Origin of the sequence: Pseudomonas sp. WS 5412 (genome assembly GCF_012985615.1) — a bacterium.
Lineage (GTDB): Bacteria > Pseudomonadota > Gammaproteobacteria > Pseudomonadales > Pseudomonadaceae > Aquipseudomonas > Aquipseudomonas shahriarae.
Map to the genome: position 1 here is coordinate 132259 of NZ_JAARMB010000009.1, position 26299 is coordinate 158557.

The 26299-nt window shown below is 58.4% G+C and carries 47 protein-coding genes and 1 pseudogene; 31 read left to right on the forward strand and 17 right to left on the reverse strand.

Annotated elements, in window-relative coordinates; genetic code table 11:
* The first annotated feature begins 16 nt into the window (after window positions 1–16).
* Window positions 17–247 (forward strand): hypothetical protein, encoded by a 231-nt coding sequence (locus HBR94_RS14185; protein WP_115129370.1) that lies wholly within the window; start codon window positions 17–19, stop codon window positions 245–247.
* On the opposite strand, the gene HBR94_RS14190 is transcribed toward HBR94_RS14185, so the two are convergent.
* Together HBR94_RS14190 and HBR94_RS14195 are read right to left on the reverse strand one after the other, a co-directional pair.
* Window positions 244–1179 (reverse strand): DNA cytosine methyltransferase, encoded by a 936-nt coding sequence (locus tag HBR94_RS14190; RefSeq protein ID WP_170045004.1) that lies wholly within the window; start codon window positions 1177–1179, stop codon window positions 244–246. The genes HBR94_RS14185 and HBR94_RS14190 overlap by 4 nt on opposite strands.
* A gap of 24 nt (window positions 1180–1203) precedes the next feature.
* A complete protein-coding gene (locus HBR94_RS14195) occupies window positions 1204–1593 on the reverse strand; it encodes a hypothetical protein (RefSeq protein ID WP_170044972.1) in 390 nt (129 codons plus the stop codon).
* Between the two features lie 74 nt (window positions 1594–1667).
* On the opposite strand from HBR94_RS14195, the gene HBR94_RS14200 reads away from it, so the two are divergent.
* Entirely contained in the window at window positions 1668–1901 is a 234-nt protein-coding gene (locus HBR94_RS14200) for a hypothetical protein (RefSeq protein ID WP_170045005.1), read from the forward strand.
* Here HBR94_RS14200 and HBR94_RS14205 read toward each other — a convergent pair.
* The 11 genes from HBR94_RS14205 to HBR94_RS14255 form a co-directional block, all read right to left on the reverse strand.
* Window positions 1879–2211: a hypothetical protein gene (locus HBR94_RS14205; RefSeq protein WP_170045006.1), complete on the reverse strand. Its 333-nt coding sequence runs from the start codon at window positions 2209–2211 to the stop codon at window positions 1879–1881. The two genes, HBR94_RS14200 and HBR94_RS14205, sit on opposite strands and share 23 nt — an antisense overlap.
* A 69-nt stretch (window positions 2212–2280) precedes the next feature.
* A complete protein-coding gene (locus HBR94_RS14210; RefSeq protein ID WP_170045007.1) occupies window positions 2281–2751 on the reverse strand; it encodes a hypothetical protein in 471 nt (156 codons plus the stop codon).
* Entirely contained in the window at window positions 2748–2990 is a 243-nt protein-coding gene (locus HBR94_RS14215; protein WP_017736466.1) for a hypothetical protein, read from the reverse strand. The genes HBR94_RS14210 and HBR94_RS14215 overlap by 4 nt, the downstream gene beginning before the upstream one ends.
* Window positions 2987–4612 (reverse strand): YqaJ viral recombinase family protein, encoded by a 1626-nt coding sequence (locus tag HBR94_RS14220; RefSeq protein WP_170045008.1) that lies wholly within the window; start codon window positions 4610–4612, stop codon window positions 2987–2989. The genes HBR94_RS14215 and HBR94_RS14220 overlap by 4 nt, the downstream gene beginning before the upstream one ends.
* A complete protein-coding gene (locus tag HBR94_RS14225) occupies window positions 4609–5364 on the reverse strand; it encodes a recombinase RecT (protein WP_054898778.1) in 756 nt (251 codons plus the stop codon). Before HBR94_RS14225 ends, HBR94_RS14220 begins: the two co-directional genes overlap by 4 nt.
* Window positions 5365–5522: 158 nt before the next feature.
* Complete coding sequence (locus HBR94_RS14230; protein WP_170045009.1) at window positions 5523–5744, reverse strand: hypothetical protein; 222 nt, start codon at window positions 5742–5744, stop codon at window positions 5523–5525.
* Window positions 5741–5932: a hypothetical protein gene (locus HBR94_RS14235; protein WP_170045010.1), complete on the reverse strand. Its 192-nt coding sequence runs from the start codon at window positions 5930–5932 to the stop codon at window positions 5741–5743. The genes HBR94_RS14230 and HBR94_RS14235 overlap by 4 nt, the downstream gene beginning before the upstream one ends.
* Complete coding sequence (locus HBR94_RS14240) at window positions 5929–6366, reverse strand: hypothetical protein (RefSeq protein WP_170045011.1); 438 nt, start codon at window positions 6364–6366, stop codon at window positions 5929–5931. Before HBR94_RS14240 ends, HBR94_RS14235 begins: the two co-directional genes overlap by 4 nt.
* A gap of 21 nt (window positions 6367–6387) precedes the next feature.
* A complete protein-coding gene (locus HBR94_RS14245; RefSeq protein WP_017736473.1) occupies window positions 6388–6648 on the reverse strand; it encodes a hypothetical protein in 261 nt (86 codons plus the stop codon).
* A 226-nt stretch (window positions 6649–6874) separates the two neighbouring features.
* The gene (locus HBR94_RS14250; RefSeq protein ID WP_170045012.1) at window positions 6875–7312 is read right to left on the reverse strand and encodes a hypothetical protein; all 438 of its coding nucleotides are present in this window, start codon (window positions 7310–7312) and stop codon (window positions 6875–6877) included.
* 356 nt (window positions 7313–7668) lie between these two features.
* Window positions 7669–7842 (reverse strand): hypothetical protein, encoded by a 174-nt coding sequence (locus HBR94_RS14255; protein ID WP_157255584.1) that lies wholly within the window; start codon window positions 7840–7842, stop codon window positions 7669–7671.
* A 543-nt stretch (window positions 7843–8385) separates the two neighbouring features.
* Here HBR94_RS14255 and HBR94_RS14260 point away from each other — a divergent pair.
* On the forward strand, window positions 8386–8697 hold the full coding sequence (locus HBR94_RS14260) for a DUF1654 domain-containing protein (RefSeq protein WP_170045013.1): 312 nt from the start codon (window positions 8386–8388) through the stop codon (window positions 8695–8697).
* A gap of 282 nt (window positions 8698–8979) precedes the next feature.
* Here HBR94_RS14260 and HBR94_RS14265 read toward each other — a convergent pair whose 3' ends face one another.
* The 4 genes from HBR94_RS14265 to HBR94_RS14285 all read right to left on the reverse strand — a co-directional run bounded on the left by HBR94_RS14265 (window position 8980) and on the right by HBR94_RS14285 (window position 11443).
* Window positions 8980–9777, reverse strand: coding sequence for a hypothetical protein (locus tag HBR94_RS14265; protein ID WP_170045014.1), 798 nt, complete (start codon window positions 9775–9777; stop codon window positions 8980–8982).
* Between the two features lie 49 nt (window positions 9778–9826).
* The gene (locus HBR94_RS14270; protein WP_170045015.1) at window positions 9827–10060 is read right to left on the reverse strand and encodes a hypothetical protein; all 234 of its coding nucleotides are present in this window, start codon (window positions 10058–10060) and stop codon (window positions 9827–9829) included.
* Between the two features lie 324 nt (window positions 10061–10384).
* Window positions 10385–10585, reverse strand: coding sequence for a hypothetical protein (locus HBR94_RS14280; protein ID WP_076965250.1), 201 nt, complete (start codon window positions 10583–10585; stop codon window positions 10385–10387).
* Between the two features lie 3 nt (window positions 10586–10588).
* Window positions 10589–11443: a LexA family transcriptional regulator gene (locus tag HBR94_RS14285; protein WP_170045063.1), complete on the reverse strand. Its 855-nt coding sequence runs from the start codon at window positions 11441–11443 to the stop codon at window positions 10589–10591.
* An 83-nt stretch (window positions 11444–11526) separates the two neighbouring features.
* Between HBR94_RS14285 and HBR94_RS14290 the strand changes: the two genes are divergently transcribed.
* The 28 genes and pseudogenes from HBR94_RS14290 to HBR94_RS14420 all read left to right on the forward strand — a co-directional run bounded on the left by HBR94_RS14290 (window position 11527) and on the right by HBR94_RS14420 (window position 26292).
* Window positions 11527–11766, forward strand: a complete 240-nt coding sequence (locus tag HBR94_RS14290; RefSeq protein WP_017736485.1) for a hypothetical protein — start codon at window positions 11527–11529, stop codon at window positions 11764–11766.
* 29 nt (window positions 11767–11795) lie between these two features.
* Window positions 11796–11987 carry a hypothetical protein gene (locus HBR94_RS14295; protein WP_017736486.1) on the forward strand — a complete coding sequence of 64 codons (192 nt, stop codon included), beginning with the start codon at window positions 11796–11798 and terminating at the stop codon, window positions 11985–11987.
* 18 nt (window positions 11988–12005) lie between these two features.
* The gene (locus tag HBR94_RS14300; RefSeq protein ID WP_042559998.1) at window positions 12006–12194 is read left to right on the forward strand and encodes a hypothetical protein; all 189 of its coding nucleotides are present in this window, start codon (window positions 12006–12008) and stop codon (window positions 12192–12194) included.
* Window positions 12195–12321: 127 nt separating this feature from the next.
* On the forward strand, window positions 12322–13125 hold the full coding sequence (locus tag HBR94_RS14305) for a KilA-N domain-containing protein (RefSeq protein ID WP_170045016.1): 804 nt from the start codon (window positions 12322–12324) through the stop codon (window positions 13123–13125).
* A 2-nt stretch (window positions 13126–13127) separates the two neighbouring features.
* Complete coding sequence (locus tag HBR94_RS14310) at window positions 13128–13451, forward strand: hypothetical protein (protein ID WP_170045017.1); 324 nt, start codon at window positions 13128–13130, stop codon at window positions 13449–13451.
* The gene (locus HBR94_RS14315) at window positions 13448–13678 is read left to right on the forward strand and encodes a hypothetical protein (RefSeq protein WP_048375916.1); all 231 of its coding nucleotides are present in this window, start codon (window positions 13448–13450) and stop codon (window positions 13676–13678) included. Before HBR94_RS14310 ends, HBR94_RS14315 begins: the two co-directional genes overlap by 4 nt.
* Entirely contained in the window at window positions 13678–14439 is a 762-nt protein-coding gene (locus HBR94_RS14320; protein ID WP_170045018.1) for a DnaT-like ssDNA-binding domain-containing protein, read from the forward strand. Before HBR94_RS14315 ends, HBR94_RS14320 begins: the two co-directional genes overlap by 1 nt.
* Window positions 14436–15161: a replication protein P gene (locus HBR94_RS14325; RefSeq protein ID WP_170045019.1), complete on the forward strand. Its 726-nt coding sequence runs from the start codon at window positions 14436–14438 to the stop codon at window positions 15159–15161. The genes HBR94_RS14320 and HBR94_RS14325 overlap by 4 nt, the downstream gene beginning before the upstream one ends.
* Window positions 15161–15469: a hypothetical protein gene (locus HBR94_RS14330; RefSeq protein WP_170045020.1), complete on the forward strand. Its 309-nt coding sequence runs from the start codon at window positions 15161–15163 to the stop codon at window positions 15467–15469. The genes HBR94_RS14325 and HBR94_RS14330 overlap by 1 nt, the downstream gene beginning before the upstream one ends.
* On the forward strand, window positions 15466–15735 hold the full coding sequence (locus HBR94_RS14335; protein WP_170045021.1) for a hypothetical protein: 270 nt from the start codon (window positions 15466–15468) through the stop codon (window positions 15733–15735). Before HBR94_RS14330 ends, HBR94_RS14335 begins: the two co-directional genes overlap by 4 nt.
* 232 nt (window positions 15736–15967) lie before the next feature.
* Window positions 15968–16327 (forward strand): hypothetical protein, encoded by a 360-nt coding sequence (locus tag HBR94_RS14340; RefSeq protein WP_170044973.1) that lies wholly within the window; start codon window positions 15968–15970, stop codon window positions 16325–16327.
* The gene (locus HBR94_RS14345; protein WP_170045022.1) at window positions 16324–16500 is read left to right on the forward strand and encodes a hypothetical protein; all 177 of its coding nucleotides are present in this window, start codon (window positions 16324–16326) and stop codon (window positions 16498–16500) included. The genes HBR94_RS14340 and HBR94_RS14345 overlap by 4 nt, the downstream gene beginning before the upstream one ends.
* Window positions 16497–16913, forward strand: a complete 417-nt coding sequence (locus tag HBR94_RS14350) for a recombination protein NinB (RefSeq protein ID WP_032877420.1) — start codon at window positions 16497–16499, stop codon at window positions 16911–16913. Before HBR94_RS14345 ends, HBR94_RS14350 begins: the two co-directional genes overlap by 4 nt.
* Window positions 16913–17155, forward strand: coding sequence for a hypothetical protein (locus tag HBR94_RS14355; protein ID WP_170045023.1), 243 nt, complete (start codon window positions 16913–16915; stop codon window positions 17153–17155). Before HBR94_RS14350 ends, HBR94_RS14355 begins: the two co-directional genes overlap by 1 nt.
* A complete protein-coding gene (locus HBR94_RS14360) occupies window positions 17152–17826 on the forward strand; it encodes a recombination protein NinG (RefSeq protein ID WP_170045024.1) in 675 nt (224 codons plus the stop codon). The genes HBR94_RS14355 and HBR94_RS14360 overlap by 4 nt, the downstream gene beginning before the upstream one ends.
* Window positions 17823–18503: a hypothetical protein gene (locus HBR94_RS14365; protein WP_169872391.1), complete on the forward strand. Its 681-nt coding sequence runs from the start codon at window positions 17823–17825 to the stop codon at window positions 18501–18503. The genes HBR94_RS14360 and HBR94_RS14365 overlap by 4 nt, the downstream gene beginning before the upstream one ends.
* 151 nt (window positions 18504–18654) lie before the next feature.
* Entirely contained in the window at window positions 18655–18819 is a 165-nt protein-coding gene (locus HBR94_RS14370) for a hypothetical protein (RefSeq protein WP_156796363.1), read from the forward strand.
* 256 nt (window positions 18820–19075) lie between these two features.
* Window positions 19076–19453 carry a hypothetical protein gene (locus tag HBR94_RS14375; protein ID WP_170045025.1) on the forward strand — a complete coding sequence of 126 codons (378 nt, stop codon included), beginning with the start codon at window positions 19076–19078 and terminating at the stop codon, window positions 19451–19453.
* A 149-nt stretch (window positions 19454–19602) separates the two neighbouring features.
* Window positions 19603–19935, forward strand: coding sequence for a phage holin, lambda family (locus tag HBR94_RS14380; RefSeq protein WP_054898887.1), 333 nt, complete (start codon window positions 19603–19605; stop codon window positions 19933–19935).
* A 53-nt stretch (window positions 19936–19988) separates the two neighbouring features.
* The gene (locus HBR94_RS14385; protein ID WP_170045026.1) at window positions 19989–20252 is read left to right on the forward strand and encodes a hypothetical protein; all 264 of its coding nucleotides are present in this window, start codon (window positions 19989–19991) and stop codon (window positions 20250–20252) included.
* Window positions 20249–20464: a hypothetical protein gene (locus HBR94_RS14390; protein ID WP_170045027.1), complete on the forward strand. Its 216-nt coding sequence runs from the start codon at window positions 20249–20251 to the stop codon at window positions 20462–20464. Before HBR94_RS14385 ends, HBR94_RS14390 begins: the two co-directional genes overlap by 4 nt.
* A 70-nt stretch (window positions 20465–20534) precedes the next feature.
* Window positions 20535–20648, forward strand: a pseudogene (locus tag HBR94_RS28905) (HGGxSTG domain-containing protein); the annotation flags it as partial.
* Between the two features lie 72 nt (window positions 20649–20720).
* Window positions 20721–21104, forward strand: coding sequence for a hypothetical protein (locus tag HBR94_RS14395; protein WP_233092167.1), 384 nt, complete (start codon window positions 20721–20723; stop codon window positions 21102–21104).
* Window positions 21079–22359 carry a terminase family protein gene (locus HBR94_RS14400; RefSeq protein WP_170045029.1) on the forward strand — a complete coding sequence of 427 codons (1281 nt, stop codon included), beginning with the start codon at window positions 21079–21081 and terminating at the stop codon, window positions 22357–22359. Before HBR94_RS14395 ends, HBR94_RS14400 begins: the two co-directional genes overlap by 26 nt.
* Entirely contained in the window at window positions 22356–23711 is a 1356-nt protein-coding gene (locus HBR94_RS14405; protein WP_170045030.1) for a phage portal protein, read from the forward strand. The genes HBR94_RS14400 and HBR94_RS14405 overlap by 4 nt, the downstream gene beginning before the upstream one ends.
* Complete coding sequence (locus HBR94_RS14410; protein WP_170045031.1) at window positions 23708–24838, forward strand: DUF2213 domain-containing protein; 1131 nt, start codon at window positions 23708–23710, stop codon at window positions 24836–24838. The genes HBR94_RS14405 and HBR94_RS14410 overlap by 4 nt, the downstream gene beginning before the upstream one ends.
* A 10-nt stretch (window positions 24839–24848) precedes the next feature.
* A complete protein-coding gene (locus tag HBR94_RS14415) occupies window positions 24849–25328 on the forward strand; it encodes a hypothetical protein (protein WP_170045032.1) in 480 nt (159 codons plus the stop codon).
* Between the two features lies 1 nt (window position 25329).
* Window positions 25330–26292, forward strand: a complete 963-nt coding sequence (locus HBR94_RS14420; RefSeq protein ID WP_170045033.1) for a DUF2184 domain-containing protein — start codon at window positions 25330–25332, stop codon at window positions 26290–26292.
* Window positions 26293–26299 lie beyond the last annotated feature (7 nt).

Consider the following 26299-nt stretch of genomic DNA (forward strand, 5'->3'; position numbering starts at 1 on the left):
ACAAATGGGCAGGACCATGACCAAGCACGATATTTACGATGAGATCGAAGGCTTTCAGGTTTGGAACTACATGGAGTGCGACAAGGACGAGGAAGGCCGGGAGACCTGGCGAATCAACGTCGAGGTGAAGCGCGATAGTGAAGTGGTGGTGCCGGTTGTTGCTGGTGACCGAACCTATGTTGACCGTGGCCTGGCGCAGGTAGCTGGGCGTGAAGTTGGGGCCAGAATGATCGCTGAGCGAGCTTAAAGCTGCAGCAGTAGGCGCTGGCCGATCCAGCGGACCACGGTGACGGCCTTGCTGTTGCCGATCGCCTTGTAGCGGGGCCCGTCCGGGCATTCACTGGCAGGCTTGCCGCGCCAAGGGGTCTGAGTGTAGTTGTCGGGAAAGCCTTGGCAACGCTCCCACTCGATCACACTGGTTCGGCGGACGCCTCCGGGCTCCAGCACATATGCCTCTCTATCATCGAGAGAGCCTCCCCCTTGTGCCGTGAGAGTAGGGTGAAGTGCAAGCTTCGCCGGCCATCTCGGCGGGCTATCCCGGCGAGCGCCTTCGCGCTCAAAAAGTACCTCGGTGGGATCGAACTCGTCTCTAGCACTTGCGACAACGAACACACGACGGCGTCGTTGGGCCAGGCCGAAATATTGGGCGTCCAGGACCCGCCACGCGATTGTTCTTTTGGGTCCATACACACAACCAGCGTCCTTCCATTTTTTCCCTGGAGGCTGCAGCTCGCAGTCTTCCCCAGCAAGCGCGCCAAGAAAGCATCCGAAGGCGTTCCCTTTGTCGCTGAGGACGCCGGGGACGTTCTCCCAGACGATAACGCTGGCGGGCTTTCGCTGGCCTGCTCGAACATAGTCAACTGCATCTGCAAGCTCCACGTATTTGATGGTGAGGGCGCCGCGAGGGTCGGTGAGGCCTTCCCGCATGCCGGCGACCGAGAAGGCCTGGCATGGGGTGCCGCCGACCAGCACGTCCGGCGCCGGAATCTTGCCGGCCAGCACCAGGGCTGCCAGCTTGGTCATGTCGCCGTGGTTCGGCACGTCGGGGTAGTGGTGGACCAGGACCTCCGAGGGGAACGGCTCAATCTCGGCGAACCAGGCGGCGCGCATGCCCAGCGGGTGCCATGCTTGTGTTGCAGCCTCGATGCCGGAGCAAACTGAGCCGTAGGTGATGGTCATGGCAGTTCTCGATGTCTGAGTGGGTTACGCGGCCTGGTCTTGCTGCTTCGGCGGCCACTCCGAAAACCCCACGCGGGGCGCCTTTGTTTTGGGGTTGATGATCGGCTTTCCCTTGGCGTCCACCAGTACAGCCTTGGCCCTGATCTGCATGTCGCGGCATCTCAGCGTCTTGCGGGCCAGCTCAATGAACTGCTCGGCGTACTGCGGCGCGTCGAAGAGCGGTGAGAGCTGGCGAACCGTACCCCCCCCCATAATCTTCTCGGTGCGCTTTGCGACCAACTCCAGCCATTCGGCTTCGGGGATTGGCTCGACGCCGCCAGGTGCCTTGGCATTCTTGCGGGTGCCCGCCGTCTTCTTGCGGGCCTCTGTCATGGCGACATCGAGGGTCATTCCAAACACTGCAAAGGTGCTCATGGGTTATCTCCAAGCGTGCGCCTGCCTCGCCGGCTGGCGTGTTTCGTTGATATGGGGTATTACGGGTGACCGGCATGGAGCCGGATCAAGGAGAAGAAGTGTCGATGCTGCCTATGTTTACTACTGAATATCGTGGTTACGAATTCACGATCGACTTCACCCAGCACCAGAATGGAATCACCGCACGACTCAAAGTCGGCGATTTGCCTTGGCGCAATGACAGCGATCATTCATGGCCGACTTATGAGGAAGCCAAATCAGCCAAGACCGCTGAAGCAAGGAAAGTCATTGATGGCTGGGTGAAATAATTTCATCGCCTGGGTCTTTCTGGATGGCGAGAAGGCTTTTATTTCGGAATTCCCGTGCCACGTTTTCGGATATCTTGAATTCGTGGCGCGGCGGTTCGAGTAGCGCTTTGGACTTCGAGCCAAGGTCATGAAGACGATGAATCATCAGCGTCATAGCCTCGCCCTGCTCAGTAATGCCTGACCACTCCATCAGGTCGGCCAGGGCCTGGCGCGTGCCGGGGCGAACCCTGAGCCTCAATTCCTCTTCGGCAAGTGCTACACGCTTCCTGGCAGACTTGGCCGAGCGTTCTTTCTGCGTTACTGCTGCCATGACCTACCTCTTCTATTCCGCTGGCCGGCAGTGCGAGCCAGGTTTGACGTTTGCGTTGCTGGATTCGGGTTATGCGGCGCATGAGTCGACCTTTACCTGGTGCCAGGCGCCGACGGCTTCGAAGATCCGCGCGGCGTGCGCCTCGTCCAGCGACATCGCTTCAGGTATGGCGATCCAGCCCGAAGCCACCATCTGGCTTTGATTGGCCTCGTCGCGCAGTTTCTTGTAGCAATGCTCGATCACATCTTCCAGGTGGTCGGAGAGGTAAACGCCATCGGGCGCCACCTCCACCGACTTGCTGTAGCGGTCGCCGCGGTCGTCGATACACAGGGCGCTGAGGTAGATCGTCCATCGGTGAGGAATTCCGCAAACGGCCTGGCCTATCTTCCCGGGCGGGATGTTTTTCAGCGACTTGTAATTGACCATGCCCTGGCGGCCGCTGGGATCGATGTTCACCACCGCGACGTGGTTGGCAGCCAGCAGCGACCGGCAGGACCGGTCAATGCGTGCTTTGAGATTGTGGGGTTTGCGCTTGCTCATAATGCCTCCGCGAGTTTGCGCAGCGCCTTACGTTCTGCCGCTGTGATGGGCGGCTTTCGGCGCTTGAGGATGGTTTCGGGATCGATCTTGGTGGAGCGGGGCGGTGGCAGCGGGTTGATCGCCGGGCTTTCGCCCAGGTAGATCGTTCCACCGGCCGCCAGGAACTGCGCCGTGCGCTCCGATATTGAGTCGGCGTGCTGACGCTGCTGCTCAACCAGGTTGAGGTGGTTGCTGATCATGCTGCCGCCTTGGCCAGCGTCACCCCGGCCATGCTGAAGGTCGACCCCTGCGCCGCGACCATCGCGTCGAGCGCTTCCCGGTTGACCAATAGGACGGTGATCGGCGCCTGACCATATGCCACGGCTTTCACCAGGGCCTCGAAGTCTGTCACGTTGGCCTGCAGCGCTACCTGCTCCACGGTGTGGCTCGCCACAGGCTTTGTGGCCTGGCCGACGGTCGCCTGGACCGGAGCGGTGCGGACAGGCTCTGGTGTCGCCACCTTCTCCACGACCGGTTCTGGCTTGATAGCTGCCAGGCGCTGGGCTTCTTGCTCTTCGGCGATACGCTTCGCGTCGGCCTTTTGTTGCTCCGCCTTCTGGTGTTCCGAGATCCGAACCTTGATCAGCGCTACCAGATCATCGCTCGCCTTCATCACCAATTGCTGCACGTCGTTGAAGAGGAACATGTAGTCGGCGGCGAGCTCGTCCAGGCTGGCCAAGTTGTTCCGGATGCTGTCGCCGATCTGGCTGGCAGCGATCTTCGCCCGGGCCAACTCCGAATCAGCGGCATCGCGCAGGCTGGCAATGGTCTTTTTGCCTTTAATGGCGCCGGCGAAGTCCGCTGGCACAGCCGGCATGCGCGCCTTTCCGCCCAGCGATGCGTTGATCCGGTCGATATGCACCTGCAGCGCCTTGGCTGCGTCCATGGCGATGTCTTCACGGATGCTGACCTTACGAGCCTTCACCAGCTTGTCGAGCATCAGGCGTTTTTTGCGTAGCTCTTCCTGAATGGTGTCCAAGGTCTTGAACAGCTCGTCGATGCTGGCCGTCTGTGCGAGCGCATTCGCCTTCACAAGGTCGATGTTCTTTTCGGCCTCGTCGCAGAACTTGACCATTTCCTCGGCGTCGGCGAAGTGCTGATCTGTCTGCAGGTCAGTGTTTATGGCCTGGATGCGCGCCATCACCGTAGATTGAAAGGCGGGAAGGTTGGACGACTTCACGGCGCCTTCGAGTTGGACGGAGAGCGTAGGCAGCGTTTCGATAACGGCCGCGACAACTTCAACAACAGCGGCATGTGGGGTGTGCTCAGCCAGGTCGGCCTCAAACTGCTTCCAGCCTTCGATCAGTTGCTCGGCGCGGCCGGCGACCGGGCGATATTCCATGCTGACGAAGTTCTCGGCAGTGCCGTCGGAACAAACGAAGATGACCCGCTCGGCGCCGCTCACCAATAACTGCTGCTCAAGCTGCCAATAGTAGTGCGGTGCCAGGTCCTCAGCTTTCACTTGGGCGACCAGTGATTCGTTCCAGAGCTTGTGCTCGAACAGCGTCTCACCGAGCTCCGTCGCGCCGTCCAGAGAGGCCAGCAGATTGCCTTCGGTACCCACGACCGGATACAGCTCTTCGCCGATCATGACTTCCACTAGGGGGCGAGCCAGCGCCTCAGTCGCGTGACCCTTGTCGAAGATGAACTGCTGCGAAGGCGTCACATCTGGCGCGATGCCGGTCTTCTTCAGAGTGAGAAGCTCGGTGCGGGTCTGGTACTTCGAAGCGCCCATCATTGCCGGAGCTTCAGAAGCGGTGAAGTGCTGAGCGCGGAGGGCATGCCATTCGGCAGAGCCTTGAGCAACGTTATGGATTTTCATGCTGCTGCACCTTCGAGTGGCTTGAGCTGGTTGATGGAGTCGATTTGTTCGGCGGTCAGCGTGTATTTGCTGCTGACAGTGGCGATCAGATGCTCTGGCGATGACTTGCCGTCCTCAATCGCCTTGCGCCATCTCGGCAGGTTCTCTGCCAGCTTTTCGTCGGGATACGCCTCAAGCTCCGTCGGCGCCGCGATCTTGGCTACGCTGGCGAGGGGCTGGCCGTTCTCGCGGTCTTTCGGCATGTCCTGCAACTCTTCCGCGACCGGCATGCCGCGCAACACATCAGGGAACACGTCACGCAAGGCGAAAGCTCGGGCCCGCATTTGGCGCATTCGCTTTGGGTGCTGGGTCCACGGGCCTTGCTTGCCCATCAATCCCGCCGTCTTGGCATCGTCCATGTCGAAGGTTCTGACCTGCTCGTCTTCGCCGCGGCGCTTCACTCGGCAGGTTGCCGCGTGTCCGTCGTCGCTTTCGTAGACGTACTCACAAAGAGGCGAGCCCCGCACCAGGGCAATCACTGCGTCACCCCAGAGCGCCGGGCGCCCGTTGATGACCGCGATGTTCTGCATCGCTTGCAGCGGTTGCAGGCCCAACTCCAAACCCCACTGGATCGCAACCAGGATGTTGCCGGGGTTACCGAGGAACTCTTTTGGCACGATCGTCGACTTGGCCAGGATGTCGGCAAAGGCCATTGCCTCGGTAAGCGACGACGGCGTCAGGCTGAAACTTTGCTTTGTGGTTAATTCGGACACGACAGAATCCTTGCCGCGATGCACGCAGCGTTTGAAGGTGTGGGGTTATTGAGTGACGCGATCAGCGAGGGCGCTGATCAGCATCAGGAAGATGAAGACGGAGATGGCGATTAAACTTCCGCGGAGGATGGCGGCACGTTTTGCACGCTGGTAGGAGGTCAAGCTTTCACCTCATATGTGATCGTCCACTCACCACACAGGCAGACCCTGCGGCTCCAAGCGTGAACATTTTCAATGCTGGCTAATTCAGCAGAGTGTAGAGCGTCTTCCCAAGTTGCGCCCTTGAACACCATCAGTACGCGGTCGCTTGGTACCGCCATGAATTCGGGCAGTTCTTCAATTTGTTCGTCGATCAGCGATTTAACCGGTGCGGTACTCATGCGAACTCCTTGCGCTGCCTGCAATGCTTCAGCAGGCGCTGGTAGTAATGGCTGAATTCTTCGAGGGTGATCAACTGATCCGTCATCAGGTTGGTGATGATCTGCTGAACCAGAATGCTGTTACCGGGCGGACTGTCCGGATGCGAGAGGCTATCCAGCGCTTCATCGATAAGGATGTGCGGGCTCATAGGTCCGCATCCACGTCGCCTTCTGCCTCTTCCCGCTCGGCTGCAACCGCGTCGGCGGCGTAGGGCTTGAGAAGGGTCATGGCGATACGCTCGGCGGATTCAATGGGGCGTTGCTCGCCAATCAGGTCTGCGGCGTGGCCGCGTGAGTCGGCCTGGCTGCCCAGGATCGACGACAGGAATAACCGGGCGAATGAGTCGCGCTGGTCCAGGCTGTCGATCTGGCGCTGATTCAAGATGCCTTGCAGGTACGTGCAGTACCGGTCGAACGTAACAACCTGCGGCCGGCCGTAGCGGCGCTTCCACTTGATGTCCATGCCGCACACCAACTGTTCCGCCGAGTGTTCCAGCCACTCCTGTTCCAGATCCTCCTCGCTGATCTCTGGAGGCAACTGAGCGTCGAAGCGCTCTTGGCATATCTTCAATGCTGCGTTCATGGTCGCCTCCAGGGTGGCGGGTTAGTCGTAGTAGTCCTGATCGGCCAGGTACTCGGAATGCTCATTCACAAGCCACTCTTCCATCGAGGCGATCTCAGATTCAGTCATGAAGCTGGTGTCGTCTTTCGATTCCCACTCGATTTCGCAGTGCCCGTGATACTCATCGGGATCAGCGGCCTGCGAGCTGAAGTTGCCTTTCGAGGCCGAGAAAGAGACAACGGTCAGGTTGACGGCAATGTCCTCGCCATCCTTGACCGTCCAATATTCGTAAGTGCGGGCCATGTCTTTCTCCAAGTGGAATGGGCTTCCAAATACCTCCAGGGGGACTAGAGGCATTTGTGAAACCAGATGGCAGGCCTGAAACAGCAGGTCGCCATCTGCGCACAATCCAGCTACTGGCTACGGATCGTGGTGGGTCGTCAAAGGTGATTGATGCAGGGGGCGGCCTTGCGCCGTGTGGACTCATCCGCATCCCGCTGCGCACTCTGTGAATGCGCAGGAAGATGGTTCACTTGTGTGCTTCGGGATCTTTCAGATGCTTGTCGAATAGCTTTTTGTGGCGCCGTGCGAACCGGGCCACAAAAGCAACGGCGACCATGGTCAGCGCAGCGACAACAAGCGGGTAGAGCTTAATACCGAGGAAAATCGCTAGCGGGGCAAGGAAGGACGCCCCAAAAAACGGAAGAAAGACCTCTGTATGCGTTGAGTCCTTTTTGTCTTTCCACCATTGGTAGCCTGCGCCCTCAGTGGTATATGGCGTCCAACCGCGCAGCCTTGCCAAAAACTCAAGCACGGGGTTACGCCCAGCCTCAGCATCGTCGATCCAGGCCCAGGCCTTTCGCCAGACGAGACCAAGGAGAACGGCACCTAAGAGCAGGCCCGCTACTGGAAAGCCCAGCATGAAGCAGGCCATCAGTTGTTCCGGAAAACTTTCAAATCTGCCCATCTCACTTCCTCCGCTGGATTTCCAATGCCGCCTCATCGAAGCGGCATCAGTAAATCTGTGGCGCCGTGACCCGCTACTGGCGTCGGTCATCGGCTTGAATTTGATGCCCGGATATTTACCCACGCCGGGCCGTGGTAGCCTCTCAAGTCCCTACAACCGTTGAGGCAACAACATGGAAATTGCTAAACCGAAATGCTCGGCATGCGGAGTCGAAGGATTGACTAAGGTCGCCATCCAACCCGCCCCGGCAAACAAGAACATCCTGGTTGCAAGCTGTGGCGACTGCGGGAACATCCATTCGGTGTTTGCAAAGCCTTTTGAGCCGCCTCAGGTGCCGAGAGCAAACCAGGTCGAGATCATTCAGTAGCCAGGAACTGAGGGTAAGTGGCGGCTGGATCCTGCTCAGCACCTTGTCGCCACAACTCAACAAAGTGACGGTAAGCAGATTCTGCGAACTGCTTGGCCAGCTGATCAAATTCGTCAGTGCCTGGCTTTGGAATTACCTCAATCGTCAATCCTTCAATCTTCATCTGCTAATTCTCCGGTTTGATTTCCCTGATACCCCTCGTGAGAAGGGCATCGAGGAAATCTGTCTCGCTACGCATATCTGGATCATTCGCCAGTTCGGTATCCCTCGATCCGCCGCAGGTTCTCCCTGCGTTTCCTTCCAGCACCCAAGTCACTCCCCGGGCGGTAGGTCAGATCAGATCGCCGGTCCCCAGTAGAGGCGTAGCGGCTTAATAGTTTGGTTTTGACAGAGCCTTTGCATCGGCCCTCCCTGTCCTTACCGGACAGGCGGCCCCGCTGTTATTTCCGCAGCGGGATCGTATTCTGAATTTTTAAAGAGCGGTCAGGCTGTGAGGCCCTGGCGAGTCCCTGTTGGGTGACTCGATGGAGTAAATATGAACTACAGGTTCACATTGAGTCAAGTACCAAAAGTACATAAATTTTTGTTGGTTCATTTTCGAATCCATAAAACGCTGCTTGACGGGGATTTACGACGAACCAAAGGTTCGCTATATTCGCTTTCAGATACTGGACGTATGTACAGCATTTAATTGGGAGGGAATATCATGGCGAAGAAGCAGGCGGTACCGGCAGCACGGCAAGAAATGAGTGGCATGGCGCGCCTGGGGCTGAGGGTCTCATCCATGATCAATCACCCAGTTGCGCAAGAGCGCCGCTGGGTGACGATCCATCGCCTGGACACGGACGGGGATCGGGAGTGGGAGGAGGTGCTGGGCGTGATCGCCGATACAGACGAGCTCGAGCTCACGCTAAATGACGACGGCAGCGTGACGGTGAGGTGGGAGCAGCAGGAGGTAGAGGTGGCGGGGAGGGGAGAGGTTGAGTTTGAGCAGGAAGAAGAGCCGGCACCTTTTTAGCGACCACAAAAAAGCCCGCTCAGTGGCGGGCTCAGTTCTCGACCCGGTCAGGCGCAGGCCGACCACAAATCAGCAGGTCGTACCGTTCGGTACAGGCGGTGCAGGTCGATGCCTGCGAGGGGTAGGGGGTAATGCAGGAAGGGCAGATACAAAAAAGCCCGCATGTGCGGGCAAAGTCGAGCCAGTTGGGGGACCAGTAGCTCGACTATGTAATCGTAGACCAATTTAGGAGGCGATCAAGGAAGGCCAGAAACAAGAAGCCCGGCGCTTGGCCGGGCCTGACTAGGAGGCGATATCTAGAGTTTCGTGTAGCGCTTTAACCAGGTAAAGAATTGGCTTTCCATCTACCGTCTCAACATGTACATCCACTATGAATGCCTTGTGATAGATGTTTACTTCGTTGATTACCATCCGATTTTTCAAATCATCACTACCAAAGAGAACCTTTACCGGATCTGGTGAAATGCTTTCTATACGAGCCTTGTCGCCGGTTTTGTTTTTGAGTTCGTTTCTGGTCTGAAACCACTTGAGCGCCACAAAATTATGATCGCCAGTAAGTGACTCCTTTTCCTTCGCCTTATCCATGTGGCGAGTCAGAAAATTTTGAGCAGCATTCGCCTCAACCGAACCAAGGTTGATGTTCACGCTTACTGCCCCATGAAAATTCACTACACCGATATTCATTTGAGACCCATGATCTTTGGCGGTCGGCTCTATGATTTTCACAAGACCCTTTAGGGTTTTCTGTTCATCGGCCATCTTCGGCTTATCTTTGGCTTTGCCAAGAGCCCAGTCAAGGATGGCTTTGAGGTAGTCGGAGTATTCAAGCATGCTCTTGGCGCAATCCAGCAACGGTAAAACACCAACAGCTATCGGGGTTAGCAGACTGACGATGCTCCCCGCACGAACCTCATGCACGTAAAGCTGCGTAGCCACGCTATCTTCAGGCGATTCAAAGACAGCCAGAAACCGGCGATATTCCTCGGCAAGCGCTTGCAGGCTACCGGAATAATCCTCTGCCGAGACGGGGGTGATATTCTTTATTTCAAATAAAAGATCGTTCTTTTCTGCCGGACCCATCGGAATTCCTTTTCTCTGTATTTAGATATAAATATGAAACTCAGGCTGCTCAGTCTTCCCGCACAATCCTTCCGGCCTTCACCTCATCCGCATAACCGGCCAGCCGATCCTCATCCGCATGAAACACGTTGCACATCCTCAGCACGGCTTGGGCGTCCGCCTCATTGCCGGCCAGGCTCAATCGCTCAGCGATTCGCATCAGTTCGACAGCGGACCACTTGAGGTCCGAGGCGATGCCCTGGAGGTCGCGCTTTAGGTCTTGATTAGGTTTGGTTAGGGTCATGCTTTAACCTCAGATCTTCTGCGAGCCTCTGACTGAACCGCTCCACAGGAATGCCGGTAAGCTTAAGAACCGCTTGAGCAACCTCAATGTCTAGAGCCTTAGTACCTAGAAAATAATTATTAATGGTCGAAGTGGATACCCCTATCTCGCTCGCTATGGCGCTCCGAGCTAGACGATCCGCCTTTTGCCTGCTTGCGTTATAAGCGGCAATCGCTCTGCGAAGGGCTAGGCACTCGTCTTCTTCCCATATCCACAAGCCATGATTACGCATAAATTCTCGCTCAAGTGCGCAATGCCATTCTGGCTAGGTAGGTCGCACAACCTTCACGCCTTCACCGCATCCGCAAGCGCCGCCGCCCGATCCGCATGCTTGTAGAGTTTCGCAATCAGCATAAGGGCAGCTGTCGCATCGACATCTCGGCAGTCCTTAGTGATGTTGATTATGCCGCCCGCGGCTTGCTCGAGGCCCAGCCCAAGGTAATTGAGCTCGTTGCACAGCTGTTTGTTGGGCTTGGTGAGGGGCATGGGCTATACCAGATTGGCATTCCAGACGAGCAGCACACGCGCCTGGATGTACGTTTCATCAAGAAAGATGTCCTCGGCCTTGTGCTTCCGATTGTCCGACAGCATCTTGAATTTTTCCTTACCCTTCATTTGCAGGCGCTTGATGTACTGAAAGCCTTGGTACGAGAAGAAGTAGATTCCATCGCCAACGAACTCTTTGATGCTGACATCGACCAGCAGCGGATCGCCATGCTTGATGGTTGGCGTCATGGACTGCCCCCAGCCGGTGATCATCTTCAGATGGAAGTGCTCTTTGAACTCGACGCCCATGGCTCGGAGCTGAGAAGGGCTAACGCGCACGTCCTGGAGCATCTCAGGGAAGTCATGAGCGATTTCGCCGCCGCCCAAAGCTCCGCGCACGTCGTAGTGAGCAATCCACACTTCGTCACCGACCTTCCCCGGCCGATAGGCGTCATGTACGAGCACGCCGCCAGCAGCTTCGACTTCGTCACCTTCTGCTATTGCCAGAAGCTTCTTGAGTCTTTCCTCGCCCAAATTCTTACCAGCAAGCATTGCGCGCAGTTTATCGGCAGCGGTGGATTCCGGGCCCGGTTCGGCGGCATCTGTCAGCGCATCAGGGCCGTCGCCTGAATCATGCTGCAACCACTCGATCCTCACCCCGAGAAACGATGCGATCGCCTGCATCTTTGCGGGGCCAGGGATGGATTCACCGTTCAGCCATTTGCTCGCAGCCTTCGGCGTAACTTTGGCAACTTCAGCCAGGCGAGCGCCCGCGCCCCATTGATCAATGCCTTTGGCGGCTACTGATTTCTTGAGGCGTGAGGCGAACGCGGCGCGTATCTCTTCTATTTGAACCATAGGTTCAATATCGCATGCCCTTGCATGTACTTTCAGTTCCGACATAATATGTACTGCAAGTTCATATTTAACTCGGAGGCCTTATGCGGCCGCTCAAGAAATCGATTGATGATGCTGGTGGTGTTCCGTCCGTGGCGTTGGCCTGCGGGAAGACCCCGCGCGCCATCTACAAGTGGCTTGTTGCCGACGCATTGCCGCGCACCGAGTACACCGGCGAAACCCAGTACGCCAAGAAAATTGCAGAACTGGCATCCGCCAACGGAAAGCCATTCGATCCAGCCTGGCTGCTTGCCGAGGCGCACCCCAAGAAATCCGCCGCTTAAACCCATTCCAACCACACAAGGAAACACAGATGTCGTATTCCGCACCTGACCACCTCCACGACAAGCCCACCAAAGTTCGCCTGGATGAGGTGGCCGACGATCTGCTGACGGCCATGGCCCGTTTTCAGCGAACTCAAAAGGCGGTGCTAGCACGCGAGATTCTTGAGCGCGGCCTGAACCAAATGATGGAAGAGCTTAACGCGAAAACAGACGTGGCCTGAAGTAGCCGAGGAGGCCCTGTGCCTGAAAGAAAACCGCTGGAAATCCAGCTCGACTGGCAGGGACTCGCTGATCTGGAGCTATTAGCCAGACGCAACGGGGTAACACCAGAAGAGATGGCCGCAACAATCATGAACCGGGCGCTTGATCGAATGACCCGGCCACCAAAGAGCCGGAGCAACGTCGCTTCCATAGGACGCAAGGGCTGATAAGTCCCCCAGGGACTATTGAGGATCTGCCAGTGAAACAACCAAGCAGTAAATCGGACGCACAAAAAAGCCACCGGGCAATGGTGGCTTTTCGTGCAGCAATTTCAAATCAGTTCTGGAGCGAATAATGCGCACTCAGCAGATTAATGTCAACACCTCCTCTATCCATTCCGCGCCACGATTCGTTATCTCTGAAAACGTGGCGCGCATTAATGAGGTAAATATCGGGGCCGTGATAATCCGTCGTGACGAGGAAGGTCGTTACTCCTTGAACGATCTTCACCGGTCGGCAATGGAAAGCGGTAAGGCTACAGAAAGCCAGCGCCCTGGTAACTTCCTAAAATCTGAGTCGGTATCCGCTTTTATTGGGGCTCTCGAAACTGCTACGAAAATAGCAGTTTGTGTGAAGCGGCCAGGGCGCGCTGGCGGAACCTTCGCCGATGAGCTGATCGCTATCCGCTATGCGGCCTGGATCGAGCCAGCTTTTGAGGTTGACGTATATCGCACTTTTCAGTCGGTTAAGCGATCTGCGGCCAACAACATCCGTGAAGGGGTTGATCGGGCCATGTCTCGCGAGCGAGCCCGCCTCGAAGCTCCAGCTCTGACCGACGCCATCAAGCACGGGCGCCTCGCCGCCGGTAAAGAAACCAAGCACTACCACTTCAGCAATGAGTTCGACCTAATCAACCGTATCGCCCTGGGCATGCCTTCCAAGGTGTACCGGGCAGCGCATTGCATCAGCCCTACAGACTCGATCCGTGACCACCTCACGCCTTGCGAGATTCGCTGCATTGAACACCTGCAGCGCGTCAACGCGTCTCTGATCGATGTCGGCATGGACTTCGAATCCCGCAAGCAGAAGCTAAGCCAGATCTACATCCAGCGCCATAGCCGGGCTCTTCTCTCCGAAATCAAGCGCCTGGAGTTCTGACCATGAAGCCCATGACCTACCAACAACTGATCGAGCGAGCCGCCCTGACTGCGCTTGAGCTGTTCCAGGCGCAGACCACTAAAAAGGCCCTCAAGGCTGAATTGCGCTCGCTGTACGACACGTACTTCGAGGCATACGGCCGACCTGACGGTCCGTTCGATCCGTACAGCGAAGCCTTCCTGCCCGTGATGAATTTCACCGAGGCGCAGTTTCAGCGTGTCTCTGCTGCCAAGAAGGCCGAGTACAACGCCCGGCGCCGTCATCACACCGCGCTGCGTGCCCTTGACGCATCCAGCCATGCCAAGGCTATGCGGGGTGCTGCATGAGCCGGATAACGATCGTTCTCGACAGCCCCACAGAGCCAATCCACTTGGGTATGACGCTAGCTGGCGGTCGCCTTACAAGCGCATGCCTCGGCGACCAATCAGAGCTTCTCGAGACAACCAAGAAGCTCCAGCGCGCGCTGTTCTATTACAACCAGATGCCAGAAGCCGAACGCCTCGCAATTGAGCGCGAAGCCGCACGCATCATCGCCAAATTGGAGGCCGCGTAATGGCCGGAGACTGGATAAAAATGCGAATCGACCTCCAAACCCATCCGAAAGTTTTCCGCATTGTGTCCGCATTGAAAGCGGACAGGTTGCGGGTGATTGGCGGACTGCATGTCGCTTGGAGCATCTTCGACACTCATTCTGCTGATGGCGTTCTGCTGGGCTATGACTGCAATGCGATGGACGCTGTGATCGGCTGGCCAGGGTTCACGCAGGCCATGATCGACGTGCAGTGGGCTTCTATCGATGAGGCTGGAAGCCTTGTAATGCCTCGCTTTGACGAGCACAACGGGGCAAGCGCCAAGCGCCGTGCGAACGACAATGAGAGGAAGCGCACCGCACGAAAGTCGGGAAGTGTCCGCAAAATGTCCGCAAGTGATGCGGACGAAATGCGGACCAGAGAAGAGAAGAGAAGAGAAGATCAAAACCCTCTCTCTGCGCGGGAAGCTGTCGACCCTCGCATGCCCAGCGAAATGACCCTCGACTGGCACCCGGACGACAAGCTGCTGAAAACCTACTCGGTTCACTCAGGCGTAGCGCTGGACCTGTTCACCGAAGATGCGCGCCGAGCATTCACTGCCCACTACAAGCCGCGCGGCCAGGTGAACACCCAGGCCGAGTGGGTGCAGATGCTGGTGAAGTGGGTGCTGAGCGATCGGAATCGAGCAGCATCGTCGAACGTCAGGCAGTTCACGCCGCGCCAGAGCAATGAGCCCGACTTCGACAGCAATGCCTGGGCCGAAGGGCTTGTGGTGAGCCCATGAAGCCAGTCAGCCAACTGATGGCGACCATGGGCAACCTGCCGCCAGCAATTCACACCCGGCCGTTGCACGTCACACCGCAGACGGCAGAAGTGGTGAACGACCTGTTCCGACGGCTGCGCGGGATATTCCCAGCATGGCGTCAGGCGTGGCCGTCCACGGAAGCACTCGACGCCGCGAAGGCTGAGTGGATCAAGGAATTTGCCGACGAGGGCATTCGCACCCTGGAGCAGATTGAGTTCGGTATCCAGAAGTGCCGAAAGCTCAAGAAGCCTTTCGCGCCGAGTGTGGGGGAGTTCATCGCGATGTGCGTGCCAGGCCCGGAAGACTTCGGCATGCCGATCGTCGCCGACGCATGGATTGAGGCGCTGATGGGCGTCTACAGCCACGAGGCGGTGAAGTTTGCCGCCGAGGCCACCGGGCTGTTCGACCTGCGTTCCGCCAAGCAGGAAGACAAGGGCCTTCGCCAGCGCTTTGATCACAACTACGCCGTGGTGATCCGCCGCGCCCAGGAAGGCCAGCCGCTCGACGGAAAGATCCTCACCGGCATCGGCCACGACAGCCAGAAGACGGCGCTGGAACTGGCTGACGAATTGGCCGACCAGCAAACCCAGGCGCGAATCCTTCAGCAAGGCATCCCGGCCGACGGCAAATCGGCGCGTGCGCTCCTGCTGGCAAAAATGAACATCAAGCGCGAAGCACAGCGCGGCGCGGAGAAATTCTGATGAAAGATCACATCGACAAAGCTGGTATTCGATGCGCCGTTGCAGTGCTGGCAATGCTGGTTTTCTGTTTCGTGATTTGGGGGCCGGTGAACACTATCTGGATCGGCCCATGGATCTATGAAGGGACCACAATTGGCACCTTTGAGTGGCGCAAAGCCTGGGTTTTCAACGGCTGGATTCTCTTCGCGCCAATCGCGATCTGCCTCGGCTACTGCATCTTCACGATGGTCCGGGCTATCCGAAAAGACGAATCCGAGCGCCTGGAGCGCATCGCATTGATCGCAGAAGCAGCGGAGCAACGGACATGAGCGACAAGATGCGTGAAGCGGTTGCGAGAGCAATCTGGAATATCCGTCGCGAAGAGGAAGACCGGTGCGACATGGAGCTTGAGGACATTGGCGCCGACCATTCCGTGTGGGCCGAGGCTGATGCCGCTATCGGGGCGATAGTGATCAAACTTCCCGAAAAATGCGAATACGCAGACGCCCAAAGCGACTACGCCAAAGGCCATCGCCAAGGCAAGCGTGACGTTGTTGATGTCCTAGAAGCTGCCGGCCTGAAGGTGAAGTCATGAACATTCATTCGATGCCACACGACGCAACGGTCAAGCACAAGGCCCTGCCGAAGTCTTGCCTTCTGAAGGTCACCTTCCTGCCATGGCGCTATCAGGCATGCAGGAGCTTTATGCGTAGCCGAGGGGCGAATCACTTATCGATTTGGGCGTGGAGATTCCACGTAGTCATTCGGCGCCCCTGGATGGCAGGTCCAGCACGCCAACTACATCCTGAGCTGTTTGAGGTGAAGCCATGACCTACGTCAGAGAGCAATCATCTACCGAGCTCGCTGTGCACATGCGCAGCTTGCAGAAGATGCCAGGCTGGCATGACCCACTTGCAGACCGCTTGTGGCAGGAGGTTGAAGCGCTCAAGGCCGAAATCGCCGGCCTACGCACCGGCTACGAAGCCTACGAGCGGGTGAATGCTGAGCTGAAGGCTGAGGTTGAGGGGCTGCGCAAGGCTCTCACATCCTCCCGAGAATTCCTTATGCGTGATGCCAAGGTGCGGCGCATGACCGATGGAGCCCGGCACATATCGCCAATGTTTCCTCTCCGGAAACTGGTCATGGAGCAGATCGACGCCGCCCTGGGCCAGGGAGAGCAGTCATGAAGGAATTTCTGAGGATGTACAAGAAGACCTTCACTGGCTTCCCGTCCTACTGCCGAGACCTTGCGTTCGCATTTGCTGATCTTGGTGCCTCACTGCTGATTGTGAGCTTTCCGCTGACGTACCCGATCCTGTACCCGGCGGCTCAGCTCTGGAAAAAGGTGATGCGCAAATGACTAGCCTCCAGATCCGCAATGAATCCGACCGAGCCAGGGTGCTTGGCCATATCGCTGGTATGGACATCACCAAGCCCAAGAAGCTGGCCATCACCGAAGTTGACCGCAGCGGGGAGCAAAACAAGGCCCTGCACGCGGCCCTGGCCGATATTGCCGCCCAGGTCGAACACGCCGGGAAGAAGTGGGACGTCCTGATCTGGAAGCGCCTGCTGACGGCCGCCTGGCTGCGCGAGTCTGGCGATCAGCCGCAGATGATACCAGCGGTAGACGGTAACGGCTTCGACGTCATCTACGAGCGTACCAGCAAGCTCACCGTGAAGCAGTGCGGAGAGTTGATCGAGTGGGTGCACGCCTTCGGCGCCGAGCACCAGGTGCGCTGGACGCAAAAGGACAACTGGGGAGGGCGCTACTGATGTGCATTTGGTTTGAAGTCACGCCGCTCCATGACAATCCCGCTGAGGCCCATAACGCCGGGGGGCTTGCTGAGGCCGTCGGCTGCGCAGTTCGGGATCTGCCCACGATCAGCGACACCGCCATGGAACCAGGCGAGTGCTTGTGCGATCTGGACATCGAGGCATTTGAGTCGAAGTTCGGCTACCGGCATAAGGTCGGTGAAACCTCCTTCGATAATCGTCTGGTCGAGGTTTCGGCATGAAGCGCACGCCACTGCAACGCAAGACCCCGCTCACATCGAACGGACCTCGCCGCAAGCGCTGCCCAGAGTGCCGGGTGATGTTCACACCCTCCAGAAGCTCGCAGGCGGTGTGCGGAGAGATCGAGTGCGCCATCGCCTACGGCAAGTCCGAGAAGGGCCAGGCTAGCGCTAAGAAGGCCCTGGCGGATGTTGGCCGCCGGGACATCGAGGTTCGTAAGAAAGCCCTCAAGACCCGATCGGACCACATGAAGGACGCAGAGAAGGCTGTGCGCGATTACCGCCGCACCTACGAACTGAGCATCGGCAGTGGCTGTATCAGTTGCGGTGGTTCGCAGGAATCGATCCTCCATGCCCAGGGATGGAAGACTGGCGGCGCATTTGATGCCGGGCACTTTCTCGGCAAGGGCGCTCGGCCAGAGTTAAGGCTGGTGCCCAGCAATATTTGGTTGCAGTGCAAGAGCTGTAATGCCGGTTCGTCCAAGTACGCCCGAAAGGGCCAAACGGTTTCGCAGGGTTTCCGCACCGGCCTTATCGCAAGAATCGGCCTTGAGGCTGTCGAGGCGCTGGAGTCAGACCACACGCCGCGCAAGGAAACCATAGAGCAACTGAAAGCCATCACCGCCGAATACCGGGCAAAGACCAGAGAACTCAAGAAGGGGCAGGCAGCATGAACTACCAAAACGTCATTTCTGCAGTCGTCCGCGCCCTGGCAGCGGAAACCATCAACAGCGCCGGCGGGTGCAACGTCGAGCCTCGAGTGCAGACCAGCAAACTGAAGGGGGAGATCACCGGCAAGGATGCGGCCCTACTTGCTGACTGCATCGTGCACAAGCTTCTGCATGCCCAGCTCAGCCCTCGCCACTGGAATGCATTGGTGGCCAAGTACAGCACCCACCGCGGGCGCAAGATCGATTCCATCGGTCGCCTTGTAGCGGTTGTGCCGTCGTCGGCGCCCAAGCGCTTCACTCAGCAGGCGGTACTGGTCTGGGCTGTGCCGCAGCAGTCGAAAGGCATCCAGCGCGCCGTGGTCGAGGTCAAAGCTCCAAAGCATCGGGAAAACAAGGATGAGGGGCAGTGGGATTGGCGCAACAAAGCGGCTGACGCCGATGCTGCCCGCGCCAACAAGCACGCCAGGTCAGTGGCTGAAACGAAGCCGGGCGAGATGATCGTCCTGGCCGACTCGAACTACGACATGACGAACTGGGATTCCCAGGGCCTGACAGAGCGCACCTATCAGCGTTGGAATAAGTCGATCAAGGGCGCACTGGAAGGTCTTGTGAACGAAGCGCTGGTAGACGCCCAGCACATGCTTGAGGCGGTTGGCGTGCTGGCGGTAGAGGCTGCATGAAAATAGTCCCTCAAAAGGGCTTGCAATATCATGTCGCCATGTCGCATTATTCACCCATCCTGTCATTCCTGCGTGTGTAGGACTGACTAAAAAGAACCCGGCCATCGCGCCGGGTTTTTTATTGCCTGAATTCTACTGCCGGTAGGTGCGCATGAAGCTGAAGACCAGAATCAACACGCTGGAGCGCGCCCGTACGGCCTGGGAAGCAGTTGCGCGACAGGTTGGCGAGACAAACTTTTCGCGCCATCCGCAGACCGGCGAATACCTGCATCCTGGTGTCGCCATGGGTTGGCGGATCCACAAAAAGAATCTGTAGTTTCACCTGTAGCCAGGACAGCCCTCGGGAAGGCCTGGACGTCGATAGCCGGATAGTGCGACGTACGGAATCAGCGCCGGCAGCCCGCGCACTTTGACCTCACACTTGCTTTTGGAGTGGCGCGAGACAGGAAGGGCGAGATCGATGCATTGGGGCGTCGACGCCGGGCTGGTCTTTGGCTGACTGCGGGAAAGACCGCGCACCTATTCAGGGCCTCAGCAATCGCTGGGGCTTTTCTCGTTAAGAGGCGCAGCAAATGTCCTGCTCTATTCAATCCAGCAACTACGTGCCGGGCGTTTCCGGTTGGAAGCTTGACCAGGCCACCGGTACCTTCGAGATCAACGGCTTGCCGAGAGAGAGATCGAATACGGTCATCAAAGACGGAAAGCTGGTAATCAGTGCAAACGGTGCACCCCAGGTCGTTCTGGGCAATCTTCCGGATCTGCATGATGCTCAAGAGCTCAAGCCATTCATCGTAGTGGACGGCGTGACCTACATCCGCCAGGGCTTCATCGATGATGCCACGGCCAAGAACGCGCGCATCACGCATGAGTGTTCTGCACGCATAACAGCCGATTCCGTTATGAGTGCCAGGATATCCGCGCTCGAAGCACAAATTTCGCAGCTTCGCTAACGCTTACAAATGGTCCGCACTCCGCGGGCCTTTCCAGTTTTCGGCTACACCACACCCATTGCTCCGAGCTGGGAGTGCCGTGTGAGCCGATTCAATTCCGCAGGTCATGGCCTGTCGTATTCCTAACTCCCTGACGGGGAGGAACCGAGATGTCCAACATGCCAGACAAACCAGACACCTGGGCGATAGCGCTTGCGTGGTTGAGCCAGCATTCGCCAATCCTCTATGCGGCTGCGTTGTCCTGTGCGATGGCTGTCCTGCGAATCACATACGGTGGCGGTACACGGCGCCAGATGATCGTTGAAGGCGCTATCTGTGGTGGCTTGGCCCTGACAATCATTAGCGGGCTTGAGTTCTTCTCGCTCCCACAGAGCATGGCTACCTTTGTAGGTGGCTGGGTTGGCTTCTTAGGTGTGGAGAAGATCAGGTCCATTGCTGACCGGGTGACTGACTTCAAGTTGCCAGGTCGCAAGGTCGATTAATCCGCGCCACGTTTTCGAATGCGCCAAATCGTGGCGCGCAATTGGGGAAAGATATGAGTATCTGGACCTGGATCAAGCATTGGGCTGAGCGCCAAGAGCGCAAAGCCTGGCTGAATCGCTACTACTGCGATCAGCGGTGCCCTAAGTGCGATACGTGGCAGGCAAACTGCGGCGGATGGCGTCACGTCGAGCTGGATGGCCCGGCACCGTTCCACGATGTATGTACTTGCGGCAAGTGCGGGCAGAAGACCACTTTGTTCGACTTCGGCATGGGCTACATCGAGGTTGACCCAATCACCCTGGAGCGTCTTGCATGAGCGACCAATCAGGCGAACACGTCCACTACTGGGATGATGGTCGAGGCCGGCGCGAGGTGATCATCGACGGGCAGCGCGTTGACGGCGTGACCTACTGCGACACCAAGGCAGGTATCGCCGTTGTTCTGGATGCCCCGCTTAAGTCCACGGATGGTGAGCATGTCGATTTCCACCCAGTGTGGGGTGAGATCAAGGTTATAGGCATCGAATGATCATTGAATGACGTTCGAATGCATTGAATGAATCGTTCTGCGAAAACCAACCCCATGAATGAGGCTGACTATGGCCCTATGCGGCGCATCCAAGCGCGGCAACGGGGAACCATGCAAGCGTCACGCGATACCGGGTTCCTCTCGCTGCAAGCTACACGGCGGCAAGAGTTCAGGCCCTAAGGAACAGAGGGGCAACAAGAACGCTGCGAAGCCCGGCTCGATCTACAGCCGATTCCTGACTGACGAAGAGAACGACATGCTTGCCGGCATAGAGCTGGGGCGCGTGGATGATGAATTACGACTGACGCGAGTGCGCTTGATGCGTGCCCTAGCCAGGGAGAGCGAATTCGGCAACACGCTGGAGGTGGAGTCGGAGAAGGAAGAGCCGATCCTGGTCGGCGGCAAGGAGACCTCGCTCACCTCGATCACGACTACGAGCAAGGTTCGCGACTATTCCAGCCTGATCGACCGCCTCACTGCCCGTGTCGAGAGCCTTGAGCGGACGAAGGAAGACCTGGAGACGCGGCGACTCACCAATGAGAAGCTGCGACGCGAACTGGAAGACCCGAACAAGGGCCTGCCCGAGCCCAAGCAAGTAATCATCGGGGTAGAAGATGCAAGCGACCCTGAAGCTGAATAGGCCCCAGTTCGAGTTCATCAGCCACCCCAAGAAGTTTTCAGCGTTCGTCGGCGGCTACCGTAGCGGTAAGACTTTCGTGGGGTGCGTGCGGCTTTGTATCAATGCGCTGGAGAACCCTGGCATACCCCAGGGCTACTTCGCGCCGACTTACCCGCAGATCGCCGACATCTTCTACGACACCATGCCGGTGGTTGCTGAGGCGTTTGGCCTGTTCGCCGATATCGTGCCGAGCAAGAAGCGCGTGTACCTGCGTGACAACCGCGGGCGGTGTCTGTCCACGATCGTCTGCAAGAGCATGGAACACCCGCACCGCATCGTTGGCTTCAACATCGCGCATGCGCTGGTCGATGAGATCGACTGCATGCCGATCAAGAAGGCCGACAGCGCATGGAAGAAGATCATTGCGCGGATGTCCACGGTTTGGCCTGGCCGCGACATGAACACCATTGACGTCACCACGACGCCGGAGGGCTTCAACTGGGTGTATCGCAAGTTCGTCAAGGAGCTTGCATCGAATCCCAGCCAGCGCCCGCTGTACGGCATCGTGCACGCCTCGACGCGGCAGAACGCAAAGAACCTGCCGAAGGATTACATCAAGTCGCTGCGCGAGTCCTACCCGGCGAACCTGGTGGACGCTTACATTGATGGCTTGTTCGTCAACCTGACGTCGGGCAGCGTGTATCCAAGCTTCTGCCGCAAGCAGAACCACACCGACGCAACAATTCGCCCAGGCGAGCAGTTGCACATCGGCATGGACTTCAACATCAACCGGATGGCCGCGACGATCCATGTCATCCGTGACGGACTGCCCATGCTGCTGGAAGAGGCAACCAGCCTATTCGACACGCCGGCAATGATCGTCGAGCTGAAGCGCCGCTTCCCCGGGCACAGCATCACGGTCTATCCGGACGCCAGCGGCAAGAACCGCAAGAGCGTCAACGGCAGCGAGTCGGACCACAGCCTGCTCCGCGCCGCCGGCTTCATGGTGATGGTTAACCCATCCAACCCCATGGTGCGCGATCGGGTGCTGGCAGTGAATGCCATGTTCCTGAATATCGACCATAAGCGCCGCTACCTGGTGAACACCGATAACTGCCCGGTCACCACCCAGGTGCTGGAGCAGCAGGCCTATGACGAGCACGGCCAACCCAACAAGGACGGCACTGAAGACCCGGTCGACGCACTCGGCTACTTCATTGTCCAGCGCTTCCCGATTGCGGGCAGCTACACACTCGCAAACGTGAGCAACTCATGAGCGCATTCAGCTACCTGAAAGACAGCCTGCAGAACCTGGTCGCAGGACTGGGTACTGCGCGCGACAAGGCCTCCCACTCGCACTATGCCGTGCCGGAGATGGACGACCAGCAGCTGCTGAACGCCTTCCGTGGATCGTGGACGGCGCAGAAGGGCGTCACCATCCCTGCGGTGGACGCGTGCCGTAACTGGCGCAACTGGCAGGCTGAAAAGGACCAGATTGAGCTGATCGAGGCCGAAGAGGATCGGCTGAATGTCAAGGGCAAGATTCTTGAGGCCCTATTGAAGGCCCGCCTGTTCGGTGGTGCTGCCGTGTTCATCGGCACCGGCGAGCGTGATACGGCATCCGAGCTGAACCCTGAGCGAATCAAGCAGGGAGGCGTGAAGTACCTCACTGTCATGACTCGCCGACAACTCAGCGCGACCGAGATTGAACAAGACCCGCAGAGCCCGCGCTTTGGCAAGCCCAAGGCTTACCGGTTACCGGGCAGCTTGGTTGAGATCCACCCGTCGCGCTTGGTGATCTTCATCGGCACGCCACACCCTGACCCTGAGCTCGCGGTCGGTTGCGGCTTCGGTTGGGGTGACTCAGTGCTCCTGGCTGCGATGCCCGCCGTGCGTCACTACGACGAGACGGTGGCCAACGTTGTGAGCCTGGTCTACGAGGCCAAGATCGACGTCATCAATATCCCAAACCTGATGGCGAGCATGCAGGACAAGAATTACGAGCGCTTGCTGCTGGAGCGCTTGCGTCTGGCTGCTACCGCCAAGGGTATCAACGGCACACTGATCCTCGACGGCGCCGAGACCCATAGCTCCAAGTCGGCCAGCTTCGGCAATCTGCCTGAGGTGATCGCCAAGACAGAGCAGGGCGTGTCCGGCGCGTTCGATATCCCGGGCACCCGAATGTTCGGCCAGTCCTCCACGGGCCTGGGCGCCAACGGCGAAGAGAACACCCGCAACTACTACGACAACGTCGCGTCGCGCCAGAAGCTGGAGATCAAGCCAGCCATGAGCGTGCTGGATGAATGCCTGATCCGCTCAGCGCTGGGCAGCCGCCCCAAGGAGATCCACTACTCATGGGCTCCACTGTGGCAGGCCACGGCCAAAGAACGATCGGACATCGGCAAGACCACCGCCGACACCATCAAGGCGCTGAAGGATTCGGCCCTGTTCCCTGAAGACGCGCTGTCGGCTGCCTCGGTGAACCTGCTGGTGGAACTGAGCGTGATGCCTGGGCTGGAAGCGGCCATCGACCAGTTCGGCGCAGAGCTTCCGGACGAAGAGGGCGGTGATGATCTGCCTGGCCCGCCATCCGACGCCAAACCTGACATCGAGGAAATCGACCCATGATCTTTACCGATTCCGTGCCAGTCACAGGCGTACGGCGCACCGAGGACGGTTACCTGGTAGCCGAGGCAAGGGTGGCGCGCACCGGCATTCAGGACTACCTGGGTACCGAGATCGACCCGGACAACGAACACGGCCTGCGGGATAAGCCAATCGTTCGCGTGTACCGGCCCGAAAGCGCGGTTTTCCACGCTGATGCGATGCACTCGTACGCATACCGACCAATGACCAATGGCCACCCGGGCGGCGACGGCGTCAATTCCAAGAACTGGAAAGACGTCGCTATCGGCCAAACCGGTGGAGAAGTCGTCCGCGACGGGCAGTTCGTCAAGGTGCCCCTGGTGCTGATGGACGCCAAGGCCATCGCTGACTACGAGTCAGGCAAGCGCGAGCTCTCCATGGGCTACGGCGCCGAAGTTGTGTTTCAGGATGGCGTAACCGGCGACGGTGAGCAGTACGACTGCTACCTCGGCCCTATGAAAATGAACCACCTCAGCCTTGAGCATCGCGCTCGGGGCGGCATCGATCTGCGCATCGGTGACCACAAACCAGACACCCCCAAAGGAGGCCATGACATGGCTGATGCACTGCGAAAACTCCTTGTCGATGGCATCTCCATTGATGTCACCGAGCAAGGCGCCCAGGCCATCGAGAAGCTGAACACCAAGCTTGCTGATGCTGCCACCGCCACCAAGACCCTGACCGATGCGCACGCTACTGCAATCGCGCTGAAGGATGGCGAACTGGCCAAGAAAGACGACGAGATCACCAAGCTGAAGGCGGCCGTGATCAGTGACTCCGATATCGACAAGCGCGTAACTGCCCGCGCCGACCTGCTCAGCAAAGCCAAGGCCATCGCCGACGCCGACTACACCGGCAAGACCGACGCCGAGATCCGCAAGGCCGTGGTCATCGCCAAGCTGGGTGATGCGGCCGTAACGGGCAAGGCTGACGCCTACATCGATGCCCGCTTCGAGATCCTGGTGGAAGACGCTGCCAAGAACCCGGCCAATGACCCATTCCGCCAGCACATGATCCACCAGGACAGCGCTGCCGGTGGTGATGATTCGGAAAAAGCACGGCTGAAGATGATTTCGGACATGCAAACCGCCCACCTGCCGAAGGCATAAGGAGCACACCATGGCTACTTACCAAACCACGTACACCAACGCTCCAGCTAAGGGCGTGCCCGGCCTGGTCGCCAACGAAGAGAAGTGCAACAAGATCAGCCGCACGGTCTCTAACGCTGAGGGCATTGTCTTCGGCGCTCCTGGCTTCCGTGTGGCTGGCGCTGGCAACGATCACAAGATCGCCGCCACTGGCACCCTATTCCTCGGTCTGGCTGTGCTGAGCGCAGCCGTACCGCCGGTAGCGACCGGATCCACGCTGATTGACGGTTACCCTCAGGACTTCACCGGCGCATTCATGACCGATGGCCAGATGTACGTCACCGCAGGCGCCGCTGTAGTGCCGGGCGATGACGTGTACTACGTCGCGGCCACCAATCGCTACGTGACGACCGCCGCAACCGGTGCAGTGCTGATCCCTGGCGCCTTCTTCGACACCACTGGTGCGAACGGTGACATCGTCGAAATCTCCCTCAAACATCGGAGCGCTTAACATGCCTCAAGTTTTCGAAGACGCTCAGTCGGCGTTCCCGTTCGTTCTGGCCCAGGGCCGGAACATCGAAACGCGCATCTACACCCGCCGCTACCCGACGTTTAACTACGCCGCGAGCATTCCAGTAGTCACCGAAGGCGCTCCATGGGCCATCGGCACCACGTTCTTCACCGTCGATACCGCTGGTGAGGCCAAGTTTCTGTCGGGTTCGGGCACTGATATGCCGTTCAACTCGGCCACCCACGACCAAGCATCGCACGACTTTGCCATGATCGGCTCCGGCTGGGAATGGAACCTGGAAGAAGTGAACCAGGCCCAGCTGTATGGCATTAACCTGAGCGGCACCAAGGCTGATTCGGCCGCCGACAAGGTTGAGCGCCTGCTGAACAGCATTGCCTTCACTGGCAGTGTTGAGAAGCGCTGGACTGGCCTGTTGAACGACGGCAACGTATCGCGTGTTGACGCTGCTGCATCCGGCACCGCTGGTTCGACCTACTGGTCCGCCAAAGACGTCGACCTGATCATGGCTGACGTGAATGGCTTGCTGGGCAGCATCCGCACCAACACTGGCGAAGTCGAGTGGGCAGATACCGTGCGCATGCCGCCTGACGCATTCCGAGCCGTGGCAACCAAGCGCATGGGCGCTGGCGATGGCTTCATGACGGTGCTGGAATACATGCGCCGCAACAACATCTACACCGCCGAGACCGGTCTGCCGCTGGATATCGCGCCCCTGCGCGAGGCCCGCAACGCTTCCGCTGACGGCGGCGGCCGCCTGGTTGCGTATCGCAAGGACCCAGAAGTGGTTCGCTTCCACCTGCCGATGCCGCGCCGCGTCCTGGCACCGCGCCAGAAGTCCATCATGGGCTTCGAAACTGGGATCATCGCCCGTACCGGCGGTACCGAGATTCGTCTGCCGGGCGCCGTGGCGTACCTCGACGAAATCACCCCGCCAGTATCCTGATAGGAGG